Origin of the sequence: Deinococcus sp. HSC-46F16 (assembly GCF_024171495.1) — a bacterium.
GTDB lineage: Bacteria > Deinococcota > Deinococci > Deinococcales > Deinococcaceae > Deinococcus.
This window is the reverse complement of record NZ_JALJZW010000001.1, coordinates 516227-532640: the sequence shown is the minus strand read 5'-3', so window position 1 is coordinate 532640 and position 16414 is coordinate 516227. Positions and strand designations below refer to the sequence as shown.

General features: G+C 68.0%; 12 protein-coding genes. All 12 read left to right on the top strand.

Annotated features, from left to right (window positions below; translation table 11 throughout):
• Window positions 1-37: 37 nt before the first annotated feature.
• The 12 genes from L1280_RS02740 (at window position 38) to L1280_RS02685 (ending at window position 16061) form a co-directional block, all read left to right on the top strand.
• The gene (locus L1280_RS02740; protein ID WP_253580502.1) at window positions 38-700 is read left to right on the top strand and encodes a LexA family transcriptional regulator; all 663 of its coding nucleotides are present in this window, start codon (window positions 38-40) and stop codon (window positions 698-700) included.
• Window positions 701-724: 24 nt separating this feature from the next.
• Complete coding sequence (locus L1280_RS02735; RefSeq protein WP_253580500.1) at window positions 725-964, top strand: hypothetical protein; 240 nt, start codon at window positions 725-727, stop codon at window positions 962-964.
• 242 nt (window positions 965-1206) lie between these two features.
• Window positions 1207-1593 (top strand): hypothetical protein, encoded by a 387-nt coding sequence (locus L1280_RS02730; RefSeq protein WP_253580499.1) that lies wholly within the window; start codon window positions 1207-1209, stop codon window positions 1591-1593.
• 63 nt (window positions 1594-1656) lie between these two features.
• Window positions 1657-2250, top strand: a complete 594-nt coding sequence (locus L1280_RS02725) for a hypothetical protein (RefSeq protein ID WP_253580497.1) — start codon at window positions 1657-1659, stop codon at window positions 2248-2250.
• Window positions 2251-2347: 97 nt separating this feature from the next.
• Window positions 2348-3934, top strand: a complete 1587-nt coding sequence (locus L1280_RS02720; protein WP_253580496.1) for a site-specific DNA-methyltransferase — start codon at window positions 2348-2350, stop codon at window positions 3932-3934.
• Window positions 3931-6588 (top strand): DEAD/DEAH box helicase, encoded by a 2658-nt coding sequence (locus L1280_RS02715; protein WP_253580495.1) that lies wholly within the window; start codon window positions 3931-3933, stop codon window positions 6586-6588. The genes L1280_RS02720 and L1280_RS02715 overlap by 4 nt, the downstream gene beginning before the upstream one ends.
• Before the next feature lie 59 nt (window positions 6589-6647).
• Window positions 6648-8063 carry a hypothetical protein gene (locus L1280_RS02710; protein ID WP_253580494.1) on the top strand — a complete coding sequence of 472 codons (1416 nt, stop codon included), beginning with the start codon at window positions 6648-6650 and terminating at the stop codon, window positions 8061-8063.
• Window positions 8056-11358, top strand: coding sequence for a hypothetical protein (locus tag L1280_RS02705; protein WP_253580493.1), 3303 nt, complete (start codon window positions 8056-8058; stop codon window positions 11356-11358). The genes L1280_RS02710 and L1280_RS02705 overlap by 8 nt, the downstream gene beginning before the upstream one ends.
• The gene (locus L1280_RS02700) at window positions 11355-14126 is read left to right on the top strand and encodes an RNaseH domain-containing protein (protein WP_253580492.1); all 2772 of its coding nucleotides are present in this window, start codon (window positions 11355-11357) and stop codon (window positions 14124-14126) included. Before L1280_RS02705 ends, L1280_RS02700 begins: the two co-directional genes overlap by 4 nt.
• Window positions 14127-14182: 56 nt before the next feature.
• Entirely contained in the window at window positions 14183-14335 is a 153-nt protein-coding gene (locus tag L1280_RS02695; protein ID WP_253580491.1) for a hypothetical protein, read from the top strand.
• Window positions 14336-14354: 19 nt separating this feature from the next.
• Window positions 14355-14813 carry a hypothetical protein gene (locus tag L1280_RS02690; protein ID WP_253580490.1) on the top strand — a complete coding sequence of 153 codons (459 nt, stop codon included), beginning with the start codon at window positions 14355-14357 and terminating at the stop codon, window positions 14811-14813.
• 66 nt (window positions 14814-14879) lie between these two features.
• Window positions 14880-16061, top strand: coding sequence for a hypothetical protein (locus tag L1280_RS02685; protein ID WP_253580488.1), 1182 nt, complete (start codon window positions 14880-14882; stop codon window positions 16059-16061).
• The last annotated feature ends 353 nt before the right edge of the window (window positions 16062-16414 follow it).

Below are 16414 nucleotides of genomic sequence, written 5' to 3'. Positions count from 1 at the left end.
TTCCGCCCCGAACCCCAACACTTATCCCAGGTGACATATGAACCAACCCAAGCCCAACCTGACCCCCCGGCAACGGGACGTCCTCGCGGAGATCGCCCGGCTTGAGGGGGAGGGTGAAACCGTGACCACGGCGCGCTTGTCGGCCACGCTCTCCATGCCCCGGCAGAACGTGCGGACGTACATGATGGTGCTGCGCGATCAGGGCTACGCCCGCTACCAGGCCGCCGAGCGGCACACCGCCATCATCCACATCACCGACAAGGGCCGGGCCCTGCTCGGCAAGCCCCCGTCCACCCTCTCGCTGCCCATCGTGGGAGAGGTCGCCGCCGGACAGCCGGGCTACGCCGAGGAGCGCATCGAAGGTTACGCCACGAGGTTGCAGGACGTGCTGGAGATTCACGAGGGCGACTTCCTGTTGCGCGTGCGCGGGGAGTCCATGCTCGGGGTCGGCATCTACCCCGGCGACCTGGTGGTCATCCGCCCGATGGAAGAGGAGCCCCACAGCGGGGAGATCGCCCTGGTGGCCGTACCCGGCGAGGACACCGCCACCCTGAAGCGCTGGCACCGCGACAACGGCACCGTGACCCTCATCAGCGAGAACCCCAGCTACGAGCCGCTGAGTTTCCCCGCGCAGAACGTGCAGGTGCAGGGGTGCCTGGTCGGCCACATCGGCACGGGCCGGGCGCGGCACACCCGCTGAGCCCTGACCCTGGGAGGTGACACCATGCTCGGCCCCCGCCCCACCCTGACGTTCTACACCGCAGCACCGGTGACGAGAGGCACCCAGCGGCGGCTGCGCTTGCTGATTCAGGCCCGCTGCGGCCCCTGCGTGGTGGTCCTGCGGCCCGCGGATGACCCCTGGGCCACCGCGACGACCTATAGCCTCAGCGGGCCCTGGCAGCTCTCCAGGGCGGACGTGCATCAGCGCCTGGTCAGCGTCTTCGACTCGCTGGTGTCGCCGTGATCACCGAAGCCCTGCCGGACAGCCACGGGCGCTTGTGGGTGACCGTGGGGAGCCAAACGCTGCACGTTCAACTGCACCCGTTGCGAGGGGGCCAACATCTCCTACCCCTGCATCTGCCCCGGGTGTTCAACAAGGTCAGGGTGCTAGAGGGTGGCCTCGCTCTGCACTGGCCGGGCGGGGCCACGGTGTCCCTCGAGGCGGTGGCCTCCCACCGGGACACCCCCTGGCTTACCCATCTCGGTTTGGTGCCTCCCCGCGAGCGGTACAGGCCCCTCCTGCCGGTTCTGCGGCACTGCACGCCTGGGGCGGCGCTGCGGGAACAACCCGAGCGGTACCACGTCGTGCGGATGTTCGCCTTGAGGGAGGGGGAGTTGGACAACATCCTGCGGGCCTACCCGGTGCCCGAAGGCCTGATGCTGCACCGCCTGCACGACATCGGCGTCTACCTGCGCCACCACCTCTTCCCAGACCTGCCGGTGGCCCTGCTGCGCCGCCCGTGGGCCTACGCCGCGCACCGCTGCCCCAGGGAGGGGCATCTGCACACCCTGCTCGCCTGTCTGACCTGGGGAAGGTTGGATCTTGTTGAAGACCCCCTGTGGGCGTTGGCGCGGGCGGAGGTCGTTGGATAGTAAGAAGCTAGAAAACGGCCGCCAGCAGCTCAAAAAGTGGGTTCGCCTAGATACAGTGGGGGCATGCGACTCCTCGTCTTCGGTCTTCTGCTGGCCTCGGCTGGAGCAGGAACAGGGCACGCCCAAAGCGGCCAAGGGCCGTTCGGCCTGCGAATGGGCATGAATCTCGCCGAGATTCAAAAGGCAGGGGTAAAGCTGCGCGAGCTTGGACAGGACGATCCTGACTACTCAAAGTTCGAGTACGCGGCTACGGCCCTTCCTATTCGTAATCCCATTTTTGTGAAGTACACAATGCTCGTGACGCCGAAGAACGGCTTGTGTGACCTCACTGCCTACAGTGGCGAGTACAAGTCCCTCGAGAAGGCAGAAGCCGATTACAACCTGCTTGTGCGACAGCTTGAAAACCAGTACGGCGTGTTCAGTGACGTAGACAGTGAGTCTCCCACCAAGATGTTTATCTGGGGGGCTCTGAAATCAGGGGACAGGCCGATAAACACTGCCTACCGGACCATCAGTATTCATCTTGTGGGGGGCGACTCAAGCTTGAGCTTCGCGCCGTTCATCATGCTCTCTTATACGGGGACCCGGTACTGGACCGAATGCCACGACGAGGTGGAGGAAGCCGACCGCGCCGACCCCAGACGCAACGGCCTGTAGCGTGCATCCCAGCACGCATGACCGCCCTTGTCACCTGCCCGGCCAGAACCGCACCTACGCCGGCAAGCTCGCACCCCCTCGGCTATCCTGAGCCGCAATGCCCACCCTCGACTGGATCGGCAAGCAGGCCGTCCTGACCCACCACAACGACATCCCGTACCGGACGCTCGTCTGCGACCAGGCCCAGAGCTTCGGGGACCCCGACAGCGGCAACCTCATCGTCCACGGTGACAACCTCGAGGCCCTCAAGGCCCTGATGCCGTCCTACGCCGGGCAAGTCAAGCTCATCTATATCGACCCCCCGTACAACACGGGCAACGAAGAGTGGGTCTACAACGACAACGTCAACAGCCCCGAGTTGGAGGCCTGGCTCGGCAAGGTGGTGGGCAAAGACTTCGAAGACCTGTCGCGTCAGGACAAGTGGCTGTGCATGATGTACCCGCGGCTGCACCTGCTCAAGCAGTTGCTCCGTGACGACGGCGTCATCGTCATCTCACTGGACGACAACACGGCGAGCTTCGCCCGGATGCTGCTGGACGAGGTCTTTCTCGCCCAGAACCACCTCGCCACCTTCATCTGGCGCAAGGTCGACAGCCCCAACACGAACGGCGTGTCCGTCGCACCCAACCATGAGTACCTCTACGCCTACGCGGGCCGCAAGGCAAAGGTGCAGCTGCACGCCAAGCCCGACCCGCAGATCGCCAAGGCGTACGGCAACCTTGATGACCAGGGGCGGCGCTACCGCGACCGCCTGCTGAAAAAGAACGGCAGCAACAGCCTGCGTTCCGACCGGCCCACGATGTACTTCGGCATTCCCGGGCCTGACGGCGAAGAGGTCTTCCCGGTCCATGACGATGGCCGCGAAGCCCGGTGGGCGGCAGGGCCCAAGAAGGTCGAGGAGCTGCGGACTGCCAACCTGCTGGTCTGGAAACGCCGTGTGCTGCTTGGGCGCGAGCAGTGGGTGCCCTACACGCGCGAGTACGCCCCGGACAACCCCGAGCGGCCTCACCCGACCATCTGGGATGACCTCACCACCATGCGGCAGGCCAAGGCCCATCAGCGCGACCTGTTTTTGCCGCTGGGGCTCAAGCCCTTCGACACGCCCAAGCCCGAGGAACTGCTCGCGAGGCTGATCGAGATGACCACCCAGGAGGGTGACCTGGTGCTTGACTCCTTCGCCGGGTCAGGCACCACCGGGGCGGTCGCCCACAAGATGAACCGGCGGTACATCCTCGTGGAACTCACCCCGTCGGCCCGGGAGTACATCGTGCCGCGCCTGCGCAAGGTGGTGCAGGGCGAAGACCCAGGCGGCGTCTCGGAGACCTTCAGCTGGGAGCAGGGCGGGGGGTTCCGCTTCTGTGACCTCGGCCCCCAGCTGTTCAACGAACTCGGTCAGGTCGCCGACGGCATCTCGTTCGCGCAGATGGCCCGCTACATCTTCCTGACCCAGACCGGGAGGCCCCTCCCCGCGGATGCGGCTCAGGCCCCTCCATTCATCGGCACGCACGACGGGCGGGATTACTTCCTGCTGCTGAACGACACCCTGCGGGCCGAGCACCTCACCTCCCTCGGTGACCCCGAGCGGCCCCGCACCGTCTTCGCCGACGCCACCACCCTGAGCGCCTCCGCGCTCGCCGAGCGCCACGTCACCTTCAAACAGGTGCCGTACGAGGTTCGCCTATGACCCTTGTCCCCAAGTCGTACCAGGAGCAGGCCCTTGAAGCCCTGCACGCCTTCTTGCAGCGCACGGGGGAAGTGGGAGCAGCGACAGCCTACGGGGAGGTCTTGGAAGCCTGGGGCCGCAAGGTAGAGCACTACATCGAGGTGCCTGGCTTTCCCGGCCTGCCCTACGTCTGCCTGCGTATTCCGACCGGGGGCGGCAAGACGCTGCTCGCGGCCCACGCCATCGGCTTGATCACGGACACCCTGCTGCGCTCGGACACCAGCCTGACGCTGTGGCTCGCCCCCACCTCCCAGATCGTGGACCAGACCCTCACCGCCCTGCGCGACCGGCACCACCCCCTGCGCCTGTCCCTCGAGGAGAAGCTGGGGGGCCGCCCGGTGGAGGTGCTGGACGTGGGTGAGGCGCTCTCCCTGTCCCGGGGCATGGTCACCTCCGGCAGTGTCGTGATCGTCAGCACCCTCCAGGCGCTGCGCGTGGGCGACACCAAGGGCCGCAAGGTCTACGAGAGCAACGGCACCCTTCAGCACCACTTCACGGGCCTCGACCCGGCGGACCGGGCGCGACTCGAGCACACCCCGAGCGGCACCCTGCTGTACTCGCTTGCCAACGTGATCAAGCTCCACCGGCCCATCGTGATCATGGACGAGGCGCACAACGCCCGCACGCCGCTCTCCTTCGAGACGCTGACGCGCTTCGACCCCAGCATGGTGCTCGAGTTGACGGCCACCCCCAACCTCGAGCACAAGCCCGCGCAGAACCTGTTCGCGAGCAACGTGCTGTACAGCGTCAGCGCCTACCAGCTCAAGGCCGAGGGCATGATCAAGCTCCCCCTGCTGCTGACCACCCACGCCGACCGCCTCGAGGTCATCGGGCAGGCCATCGCCCGGCGGGACGCCCTCGAGGCGACCGCCCGCAAGGAGCAGAGCATCACCGGGGAGGCCATCCGGCCCATCGTGCTGTACCAGGCGCAATCCGACCTCGCGGACGATCCGCTGCGTCTCACCCCCCAGCGCCTCAAGACCACGCTGATGAACGACTTCCAGGTGCCCGAGCGGGAGATCGCCATCGCCACCGGCGACCTCAACGAGTTGCAGGGCGTGGACCTCAACGCACCCGACTGCCCCATCCGGCACATCATCACGGTGCAGGCCCTGCGCGAAGGCTGGGACTGCCCCTTCGCCTATGTCCTGTGCAGTGTGGGGAACGCCGCGAGCGAGACGGCAGTGGAACAGCTGGTGGGCCGGGTGCTGCGCCTGCCTCGCGCGAAGTTCAAGAACCTCGCCGACCTCAATCACTCCTACGCCTACGTCACCAGCCCTGCCTTTGCGCCGGTGATGGAGACCCTACAAAAGGGCCTCAAGGCCAACGGCTTCGAGGCGGACACCCGGGGGCTCATCCTCGACAGCAGCCTCTTTCCGGACAGCACGAACCGCCCCTCCCAGCCCACGCCGCTCTACCGCACGCCGACCGTGGTGGTCACCACTCCCCCGAACCTGGCGGCGCTGCCTGAGCCGCTGCGGCACCGCTTCGAGTACGACGAACAGCGGCAGGAGGTGCGCTTCACGGGGGCACAGATGACCGAGGAAGACCGGGACGCCCTACGAACGATGCTCCCACCGGAACAGCAGGCCACTGCCGACCGGGTCTTCGAGAGCTTCCGCGCCGCTCCCAGCGAGCGGGGGGCCCCCTTCGCCGTGCCCAGGCTCACCGTGCGCCGCGGGGCCGAGCGCCTGCCGTTCGAACGGTCGCTCTACCTCGACGGGCCCTGGCCCCTGAGCACCTACGACGCGAGGCTCTCCGAGGCCGACTTCTCCCTGAACGCGGCGGCCGGAATTGCCACGCAGCTGGACGTGACCGAGGCGGGCAAGCTGGAGGCGCAGTTCGTCTCGCGGGTCGAACAGCAACTGCTGCGGCTGGTCGACCGGCAGGACTGGACCCCCGCGAAGCTGGCCGTCTGGCTCGACAAGAACATCCCCCACCCCGATGTGACCCCGCGCGAGGCCTCCGTGTTCCTGCTGCGGGCGGTGGAAGAACTGCTTGCTGACCGGCGGGTGGACGTCAACACACTGGCGCGCGAGAAGTATCGGCTGCGCGAGGCCCTCGCCAGGCGCATCGAGGGCCACCGGCAAGCGGCCAAACACCGGGGGTTCGAGGCGCTGCTGGGGGCGGAACTGGTGGTGGATGACACCCCCGACTTCGCATTCCGCTTCGGGCCGGACTACCCCTTCACCTGGGCCTACGAGGGCACCTACCGCTTCCAGAAGCACTACTACCCGGTGGTGGGTGAGCTGAAGAGCGAAGGCGAGGAGTACGGGTGCGCCACCTTCATCGACACGCTGCCCGAGGTGAAGTACTGGGTTCGGAACCTGGAGCGCCAGCCGCGCACGTCCTTCTGGCTGCCCACCAGCACCGACCGCTTCTACCCCGACTTCGTCGCGTTGCTGCATGCGGATGAGAAGCGGGGGGTGCCCGAGCGCATCCTCGTGGTCGAGTACAAGGGTGGCGACCGCATCACCAACGACGACAGCAAGGAAAAGCGCCGCATCGGTGAGATGTGGGCCGCACGCAGCGGGGGGCAGGCGCTGTTCGCCCTGGTCGGCAAGGACGAGGTTGGACGCCTGTCCCAACTCATTCGGCAACAACTTGGACATTGAAAACGTAAAACTCTTTGACTCTGTTTGACACCTGTGGTGACAATCGCTTACCGTAGGGCATGTCGCTTCCTCCTGACCTGCCTTTATGGCGAGGCACATTGAAGGAGACGCTCGAACAGGCTGGTGCCCTGGCCGAGCGGCTTCACCTCGGCCTGGCCCTGCCCACCGAACGGGCCGTGCGCGACTGGCGCAACGAGGGCCTCCTCACCCGGGAAGGCCGCAGCTTCACCGGGCGCAACCAGCTTGAGATTCTGCGGATCAAACAGTTGCGCGACCAGGACTTCCCGGTGCATGCCATCCGCGACGACCTTCTGCACCGGGACGACGCCGCGCTGTACGAGGCGCTCAGGGAAGGCCTGCTCTTCCCGGCCCCGGAGGAGGACGAGCAGGACGCCCTGCTCGGGGAGACCGTCTCGCTCCTCGCGGGCGCCCTCCTCAGGCAGTTCGAGGCCACCCGCGAGGGGCACCTCGTCGGCATCTACCGCGACATCCCCACCGAGGTGCGGCAGGCGCAGGCGCTCCTCGCCCGGCTCGCCTTCGAGCACGGGGAGGACGACCGCTTCGCCTCCGTGCACGACCTGCTGACCGCCTGCCGCCGCCCCATGGCCGAGTGGGCACCCGGGCCCATCGCACGGCACCCGGCCTACGCCACGGCCATCCTGATCGACCCCGAGCACCTCGTGCCCACCGAGGAGTGCAACCAGTTCGCCGAGCAGGGCGGGCGGCTCGACGACCTCGTGGAGAAACGCCTGCACGAGGGGCTGACCCAGGCTCTCGCTCGGGTGGCCGAAGAGGAACGCGCGGACGCCTACACCCTGGTGCGGCGCTTCATCGCCGAGCACCCCCTCGCCACCGACGAGGAACTCGCGAAGGCCCGCAGGAACCCCCGGCTGAACCCCACTGTCGCCGCCTTCTTCGACCGGGTGTACCAGCCGGTGCACCCCAGTGAGACGCAGGGGGGCCTCGTGGCCCGCTGCGGGCACTGCCACGGCCCCCTGACCCCCGACGGGACGTGCCGCCTCGCCACCTGCCGCGCCCTGCACCCGCACGCCCGGGTGGGGGCCCGCCTCCCTGCCGACAAGGTGAGGGTGGCCCGCCCGGAGATCCTGCGCTTCTGGTGCGACCCGGCACAGGAGGAACTGCGGCTGTACCACGCCCTGCGGGAGGTTCATGGCGACGCCGTCCACCTCTACCCGGACGAGGACCGCTGCGACGTGTCCCTCGGCCCGGACATCGGGGTGGACGTGAAGGACTACGCCAACCCCGTCCGGCTCGCCCACAAGCTCAACGGCGGCATCGGAGGCCTGCGCCTGTACCGCCGCAAGATCCTCGCCGTCGCCGCTCGCCGCGCCCGCACCGACCAGTACCTCGCCCGGCTGCGGGAACACCTGACCCCGCAGCTGCGCCGCTCCCTGGAGGTCATGGGCGTGGACGAGGCCATCGAACTTCTCAGCAAGGAGACCTCCCATGGATGACGCCTTCACCGGGTGGAAAGGGCAGGCGAGCATCCAGTGGGCCTGTGCCCTGATGGAACAGCTCGGGGAGAGTGACCTCGAGTTGCTGCCCCTGGTGTTGTCCGGCAGCCGGGCCGTGGAGAGCAGCCCGCAGGCCCGGGAGCACCTCACGGCCCTCCGCAACACCCGCCGTCTCACCGGCAAGCTCCTCACCCGCCGGGCGGTGCAAGTGGCGGTCAAGGCCCTGAACAGCCGCGTCAAGGCCGGGGAGCTGGACGCCACCTACCGCATCCATCCGGACACCCTGAAATTCACCGCCGCTCCCGGCCACGGCGCCCGCATTCGCGAGGCGAAAGCACTGCTGAACACGCCCCACGAGCGCCGGGCGCACGGCCTGACCCTGGCCCCCACCGGGGACCTCGTGGCCCGCCTGCGGGCCTACAGCGACCCGGTGGAGGTGCCGGTGCGGCTCACGGGGCTCGATCTTCCGGCCCCGGAGCAGCACGACCTCACCCGCGTGCCGGACGCGGACCTCACCGTGACCCTGGCGGGCCTGCGGGCGACCGCCGACCGGCTGGACGCGCTGGACGAGGGCGCGTCCTGGCCCGCCGAGCACTGGCGCGACCGGCTCGAGAACGTCATCCGCCTGCAACGCACCACCGCCGGGGGGCTGGAGGACACGGACACCCTGGACCTACGGGGCCTCAAGCACCTGATCGGCCTGCCCGGGGCGGGCAAGACGACGCTGATCTCGCTGCTGTGCGCCCACCTCGCGGAACGGGAGAAGCGGGTGGCCGTGTTCTTCACGAGCATCGAGACGGCCCGCGAGTACCTCGACCGCCTGCGGCGCTACGGCACGTCCACCGCCATGCTGGTGGGCCGCTCGGAAAGCACCCACCGCAAGCACGGGGAGCGGCTCGCGGAACTCATCGCCGCGCAGGGCAACGGCGGCTTCGGGCACACCGTCCCCGGGGCCGACCTCTTCGCCCAGACCTGCCCGCTCCCCGCCTACGCGGTGAACGCCAAGGAGGCGTGGGCGCGCTGGGAGGCCACCGACGCCCCCTGCGAGCAGGTGTGGGAGGAGGAGGCCAGGCGGCCCTCGCTCTGCCCGCTGTGGAGCCGTTGCGGGCGGGTAAAGAACCAGCGTGACCTCGTGCACGCGAACGTCTGGCTGGGGCACGTTCGCAGCGCGGACACGCCGGTCCCCGCGCACACCAGCCCCGAGCGGCTCCAGTACTTCGAACTGATCGCGCAGACCTTCGACCTTGTGGTCTTCGACGAGGTGGACGAGACGCAGCGAACCCTCGACGCGCTGGGCGCCCGGGCCCTCGACCTCGGCGGCACGCCGGACAGCATCCACGCCGAGGCGCAGAAGGTCACCCGCCTCGCGCTGGGGGGCGGGCTGCCGGTCACCGACCACCGCATGTACGCGCACAACTACGCGGCGAACAACTTCGAGCGCCAGCTCATCCGCCTGCACGAGGAGATCAGCCGCTTCGAGCAGGAGCAGGGCGACCTCGGCCTCGCGCTGGAAAACCGCCTGCTCACCACCAACTTCCTGATCCGGCAGGCGCTGCGGCACTTCGACGTCGAGGTGGACAGCCGGAGGCGCAGTGCCATGTACGCCTTCTGGGACAGCGCTATGTACGCGGCCTACAACCCGGACCGGCCCCCGCCCGCCCCCCACGTGGAGGAGGGGCTCGGCTGGACGCGCGGGGAACTCGAGGAGCGCTGGAACGCCCTGGTGGAGAGCCTGAAACGCTACTGGCACCAGGTGCCCCGCGCCGAGGACTTCGACGAGGAGATGGAGGTGCTCGCCGGGCACTTCGCGCGGCTGGTGTCCCCCGAGCACCACAAGGGCCTGGCCCCCGTCGCCCGCCTGACGGTCACGGTCGGCTTTGCCATCGCGGCCTACCAGGAACTCGTGCGGGCGACCCGGCCCCTCGCGAACCACGACATCCTCCCGCAGGCGGTGCGCTCGCAGGCCAGCCGGGCGCTGGAACTGTTCGTGGCCCGCAACCTGCTGGGTACCTTCAGCAGCGTGCGCTACCGCCGCAAGGACAGCGGGCCGGGCTTCGACATCGACTACCTCGTGCTCGACACGGTGCCCCGGCTGCTGCTGCACCGCCTGCACGAGGAGGGCGCGAATGTCCTGTTGACGAGCGCCACCTCGTGGATGCCGGACTCCACCGCGTACCACGTGGGGGTGAAGCCGGACTACGTGCTGCGCCCGAAGCGGCAGGAGGAGACCCGCCTGACCTTGCAGTTCCGCCCGGTGATGCACCCGCAGCGCCACGAGCCCCTGCGGGTGAGCGGGGCGGGCCGCCACCGCCTGAGCAACCTGCGGCAGATCGTGCGGCAGCTCGCCCGGCCCGGCGTCGGGGGCGGCCTGAGCGAGCTCGAACGCAGCGCCCGCTCCATGGCGACGCCTCGGGGGCGGACGCGGCAGTGCGCGCTGGTGGTGAACTCCTACGCCCAGGTGGTGGAGGTGGTGCGGGAGATCGCGCAGATCAACCCGAAGCTGGCCCTCCAGACCCGCGGGGTGGTGAAGGAGCGCCCCGAGGCCCCCGGCCCCAGCGAGCGGTACGTGCTGCGCGGGCAGGTAGAGGCGCTGGGGCACGAGGAGGACGTGACGGTCATCGTCTTCCCGATGACGGCCCTGGGGCGCGGGGTGAACATCGTCTTCCACACGGACGACGAGGACAACGGGAGCGCGGCCATCGGGAGCCTGTACTTCCTGATCCGGCCCCACCCGGTGGTCGGGGACCTCACGCTGATGCTCGCCGGGGTGGCGCGGGCGACGGAGGAGTTCGACCGGCAAACCTTCCCGCAGGGCGACCTCCACGAGGTGCAGGAGGCGCAGGCCGAGACGAGGAAGAAGCTCTACACCGGCACCATGCGGCTGCTCGCGCGGCCCATGAGCGCCAGCATGCTGCCCGACGAGTACCTGCGCCCCTTCAGCGCGAACCTGCTGATCCCCATCCTCCAGACCATCGGGCGGGCCATCCGCCGCAGCCGCCCGGCGGAGGTGTACTTCGTGGACGCGGCATGGGCCCCGGAAAGCGCGAAGGGGAAGCAGGACAGCGAACGCACCAGCGTGCTCGTGGGCATGCAGAAGCTGCTGCACGGGTACGTGACCCGCTCCGACCCCGGGGAGCAGGCGATCTTCCAGGCCCTGTACGCCCCCTTCGCGGAGGCGTTCGGCGACATCGAGAACCTCGGCCCGGGCGGGGTGTTCACCCCCGAAGAGGACGAGGACGACACCTACACCACCGCCCCCCTCGAGGACGAGGGCGACGAGGAGGACGACGAATGACCGTGACCCGCCAGAGCAGGGCCCCCAAACCCCGCGCCGAGAACCTCACCGCCATGGCCTTTCAGTTCGAGCACCTGCCCGAGCCGGTGTACACCTTCACGGAGGTGCGCTGGACGCCGGACGCGCAGGCCCTGGTCGCCGCGCTGGAGGGCAGCCTCAAACCCCACAGGAAGCGGCTGCCCATCCGCGACCTGCGCCTGCGGGTGCAGGTGCGCGACCGGGGCGTGATCGGCACGGAGAAGGATCTCGGGACAGGATTCGGCAGCCAGACGCTGACCTTCACCACCAGTGACCCCGAGGCTGCCGAGGAGCACACCAACCACGCGGTCGCGGAGTGGGTGGATCAGGCGGTGCGGAAGCTCGCGCAGGCGGACGGGGCGTCGGCGCAGGCCCTGCGTCGGCTGGCCCTGGACGGGGCGGCCGTGCGCGCGAGCGTGCGGGAGGAACCCGTCTTCGGGTGGGACGTGAACCGGCACACGGGCACGGCGAAGGAGCCCCAGGGCAGGCGCCTGTTCGCCACGCTCGCGGACTACGTGGCCGGGCTGCTGGCCGGACAGGTGGTGTACCCGGACGCCTCGCCGCTGCGCCGGGTGGTCCGTAAGGACGTGACCGAGAACGAGGTCAACCTGATGACCGATGTGGTCACCCTGCCGTCCGGGGACGGGGAGGTGCGCTTCAGCCTGGGCCTCACGGTGAGCGTGGAGACGTACCCAGGCCGCCGCCTGCCGGTCGTCAAGGTCCACCACAAGAAGTTCGTGTGGGCCCGCGAACCGAAGTCGGGCAAACAGAAGCTCTCGGGGTTCGTCCTGCCCGAGGGGGAGGCGCGCGCACTGCGCTTCGAGGTGCAGAAGGACCTCGCGCTCGAGGAGGACTACGCGGTGCTCGCCACCGAGTACAGCCTGCCGCTGGACGTGAAGACCCCCCACCTCGCGGCGCACGGCACCCGGGGAAGCTACGGGGAGCACGCCGTGGTGATCAGCCACAAGAACGGCCGGGCGGAGACGGACGCGGTGCTGTACGGGGTGCCGGACCTCGACCGGCGGCTCTCCTTCGAGCGGCTGGAGGCGCTGCTCGCCCCGGCGGGCTTCACCCGCTGGACCGGGCTGGAGGAGGTGCCCTCGCCCTCGAAGTCCCAGACGGACGCGGACATGGGGTGGAAGATTCTCTTCGAGGGTGAGGGCGAGGACGAGGAGGCGGTCACCCCCAGGAAACGGGCGGAGGCGGAGCGGGCGTTCCAGGCCTGGGCCGCGCGGGTGAAGGGCAACATCGAGGAGCACTACGGGGGCACCCACCACCTCGTGATCGCCTTCGCGGAGGGTCTGACGAAGGACGCGGAAAAGGCTCAGGACATCCTCGAGACGGTGCTCGGCGAGGGGGCCACCATCGAGTTGAAGATGCTGCCGAGGGGGGTGCACGGGGCGCGGAGCACCCTCCGTGGTGCTGATTTGCCCAAGCCCTCGGAGCGGGCGGCCGAGCGGGTCAAGGCCTGGACCCCCTTCATCGAGGAACTCAAGGCGTACGGCGCGGAACACCCGGACAACCCGGTGCGCGGGGTGCTGGTGCTGGCGGACAAGCACTACCCGACCGGGCGGGACGACGTGATTAACAAGCGGGTGGGGCGCATCGCGCTGAGCAAGAGTCTCGGTCTGACGGTGCAGTACCTGCTCCCCATCCGCCGGAAGAAGACGGGCGACCTGGCGCGCAACGCGGACAACAACTTCCGCATCCGGGTCATCAACGCCTGGCGCGACCTGGCGTGGAAGAGTCTCGGGAAGATGGACGGCATCGAGCGCAAGGCGCGCGAGATCCTGGGCACCGAGGGCCGCCCGGTGCTGGGGGTGGGCATCATCCGGGTGAACCGCAAGTCCGGGGTGGGGAACGACGCGAGCTTCATCCCCTACGCCATCGAACTCGACCCGGTGACCGGGACGTGCGTGGGCGCCGTGATGCTGGGGCAGGGGGAGGGCGAGCCGAGCCCCACCCCCTTCATGCCCCTGCCGGACCTGATCCGGGTGCTGACCGACTACGGCCCGAGCTACCTCGCGCGCCGGAAGCTCACCCGGGAGACGAACAAGGCCCGGGGCCTGTACACGCAGCGGTTCCTCCAGCAGGTGCTGGTGGAGCGCACCCGGCTGAACCCGGAGTTGATCGTGCTCGCGGACGCCTCGACCCTGAGCGGCATGTGGCCCTGGCTGGCCGACAGCAAGATCACGCCCGGCAACGTCACCCTGAACGACCAGACCCACGCGGAGCAGGACTACCCGGAGGCGAGCGTCATCCGCATCCGCCCCGACATCTCGCCCAAGGTCATCATGGACACGCCGCAGGTACGGGTAATCGTGGACGGGGAGGTGCGGCGCTCGGCCCGCCGGAGCGACGCCGACCTGTACCGGGTCACGGACACCGAGCCGGGCATGGAAACCTACCTGTCTTTCGGCTCCCGCATCGCCAAGCGTCCGAACGGGGTGAGCTGCTACAGGCCTATTGCTAACGAGGACGGCGTGATGCGTGACCCCTACCTCGACGCGTGGCAGACCCCTAACGCGGTGGACATCACCGTCGTGCGGCCCGGGACGCTGGAGCCGGAGGCGCTGGCGAAGTTCGTGGAGGCCCTGCGCAGCGAGTACGCCCACTTCGGGAGTTGGATCAACGCCCCGGGGCCGCTGCACTTCGCCTCGCTGCTCAAGGCGTACGTGCCGGACTACGACCTGTCCGACGAGGACGAGGAGGAGGAAGAGGAGAGCAACATGCCGCTGCTGCCCTGGTGAAGCCGCCTCATGAAGGCGCTGAGAAGTGGACAATGTATCTGGCAGAAAAGCCGGGTATGCAGTTTGTCCACTTCTCTTTGGAGCCGTGTTCATCCGGGGCGAGTGGACAACTCAAATGGCAGCCGACAGACGGCACGCCCTTCACCTTCGACCTGCCCGGTTACAAGCGCATCTGCCCGATGCTCCAGATGCGGCGGCTGCGCTCCTGAAGCGCCCTATCCTGTGACTGTGTTCCGACGCCACACCCTGCTCCTGCTTGCCCTCGCCACCGTGCCCATCGCCGAGGCGGGCCTCGCCCCCCGGCTCGCCATCGAGAACCTGATGATCCACCTGAAGAGCTTCCGGCGCGACCCCATCGGCCCGCACTGCCGCCAGGTCGAGCAGGAGCTGCGCGCCCAGACCTACCCGATTAACCGGGCCGCGCGGTTAAAGTTCATCGCGGCAGTGGAGTACGTGGGGCATGACGACATCACCGAGTACCCGGCCCTGCTCGATGCGTACACCAAGCCTTTCAGCTACTCGCTGACCCCGCTCGAACCCTGGAAAGGCCAGCGCCGTCTCTACGAGGGTACTCTGATCGGTAAGCCCTACCTCTACACCCTCGACTACCAGGACATGCCCACGTTCGAGCCGGACATCTCGGTGCGCGGCGTGTCGCTGTGCTTCATCATCACCGCGCAGCGCTGAGCGCCTCTAACGGGAAGCCAGCCCCGCGCCTCTTTCGCATCCGTCCCCACCCCTGAGGAACCTCTTGTGAAACGGACCCTGTCCACCCTACTTCTGGCCCTGGGCACCCACGCCCTGGCCTTGACCCCGGCTGAACAGAACGCTTTCGTCGCCGCAGCCTTCAAAGCCACCAACGTCAGCGCCGCGCCCTGTCCCCCCACAACCGACACCCGGGGAATGACCGCCGTGGCCTGCGGCACCTACACCGGCGGCACGTCCACCCTGAAATGGGCCTGGGACAACGCCGCCGGGATGGACGCGGGCACCGCCCTGCTCCCGTGGTGGAGTGTCGGCGGCACCGAAGTCGCCCTGTACCACACCCGCGGCCACAGCAGGTACGAGGTGACCTACACCCCGAAGACCGGCCTGGTCAGCGTTCGCTGGTGGACGGCACCGTTCAACCCCGCAGCCCCCACCCCCCCGAGTCTCTCCGGCACGGTGCAGGCCGGTGCCGCCCCGACCTTCAGCGGGCCAGCGGTCCTCAAGGGCCCAGAACGCAGCTACTTTCACGCCCTGAACGGCCCGGTCAAGCGGGTCACGGAAACCTTGAAGACACCGCACTATGAGGTGCAGGGCATCACTGACTTCGACACGCAGGGGCGGCTCACCAGCAGTGTCTCGCGCGAGCCGGACGGCAGGCTCAGCAGTCTGTACACCTACACCTACGTCGGTAACCGTGTCATCGAGAGCACCGAGCGCTGGGGACAGACCTCGCCCCTAAACACCGACACATATGACTACGACACCCGCGGCAACATCGCCGCCATCACCCGCAAAAGCAGCGGGCAGATTACCCAGGTGACCCGCTTCGAACCCACACCAAACGGCCTGATCGCCACGACCTACCCCAAAAGTGGGCCGCCGCTGGACATCACTTGGTATCTGCTCGACACCCAGGGCCGCCAGATCGGCAAGACGGTTGCCACCAACGGCAAGTTGGATCACGCCGCATATACCTACCATGGCGACCGCATGACCGAGACGGTCTATCTTGGAAGTTATCCACTTTCCCACACGCGCACGGCCTACGCTGAACGCCGCACTATGGTGAGCCTAGGAAAACTCAAGTCTACCCTCGACGTCTACGAAGCCACTGATTCATATGGCAACCCGACGCGAATCCAGATTTATGACGAGGTCACGGAGTTCGGCAAGCTCAAACTGGTTCCCAACGGCATACGGCAGTTCAGCTACGAGTACTACGAATAGGACGCTGCCACCATCAGCGCCTCAAAAGCGTGACGCCGGATCTTAGGCACTCGCCTGCTCCCAATCAGGAGGTTCCCTCCCCGCATGCGGGGAGGGAACCTCCTTTCACACGACTGACATCTCTTCGGCGAGTTCCCGCCCCGGCCCAAGATGGCATGGACCATGCCCGCAGCGTAGAAGCTGTGTCGGGGCAGCAGACCGGCCTCATGAAGAGGCCAAGAAGTGCTCGGTCTATATGGCGCAAAAGCTCGGTATGCAATCTGAGCACTACCCGAAACCTGCGTGTTGTTCAGGCAGGAGTGCTCAACTCAACTGGCAAGCGATAAGGGTCAATGGGAGAGGGGCGGACGCGA

Excerpts from the sequence above, each read along its gene's own strand:
- L1280_RS02715 (WP_253580495.1), top strand. The coding sequence starts at position 3,931 with ATGACCCTTGTCCCCAAGTCGTACCAGGAGCAGGCCCTTGAAGCCCTG.
- L1280_RS02735 (WP_253580500.1), top strand. The coding sequence starts at position 725 with ATGCTCGGCCCCCGCCCCACCCTGACGTTCTACACCGCAGCACCGGTG.
- L1280_RS02720 (WP_253580496.1), top strand. The coding sequence starts at position 2,348 with ATGCCCACCCTCGACTGGATCGGCAAGCAGGCCGTCCTGACCCACCAC.
- L1280_RS02705 (WP_253580493.1), top strand. The coding sequence starts at position 8,056 with ATGGATGACGCCTTCACCGGGTGGAAAGGGCAGGCGAGCATCCAGTGG.
- L1280_RS02725 (WP_253580497.1), top strand. The coding sequence starts at position 1,657 with ATGCGACTCCTCGTCTTCGGTCTTCTGCTGGCCTCGGCTGGAGCAGGA.
- L1280_RS02740 (WP_253580502.1), top strand. The coding sequence starts at position 38 with ATGAACCAACCCAAGCCCAACCTGACCCCCCGGCAACGGGACGTCCTC.
- L1280_RS02700 (WP_253580492.1), top strand. The coding sequence starts at position 11,355 with ATGACCGTGACCCGCCAGAGCAGGGCCCCCAAACCCCGCGCCGAGAAC.
- L1280_RS02695 (WP_253580491.1), top strand. The coding sequence starts at position 14,183 with ATGCAGTTTGTCCACTTCTCTTTGGAGCCGTGTTCATCCGGGGCGAGT.
- L1280_RS02710 (WP_253580494.1), top strand. The coding sequence starts at position 6,648 with ATGTCGCTTCCTCCTGACCTGCCTTTATGGCGAGGCACATTGAAGGAG.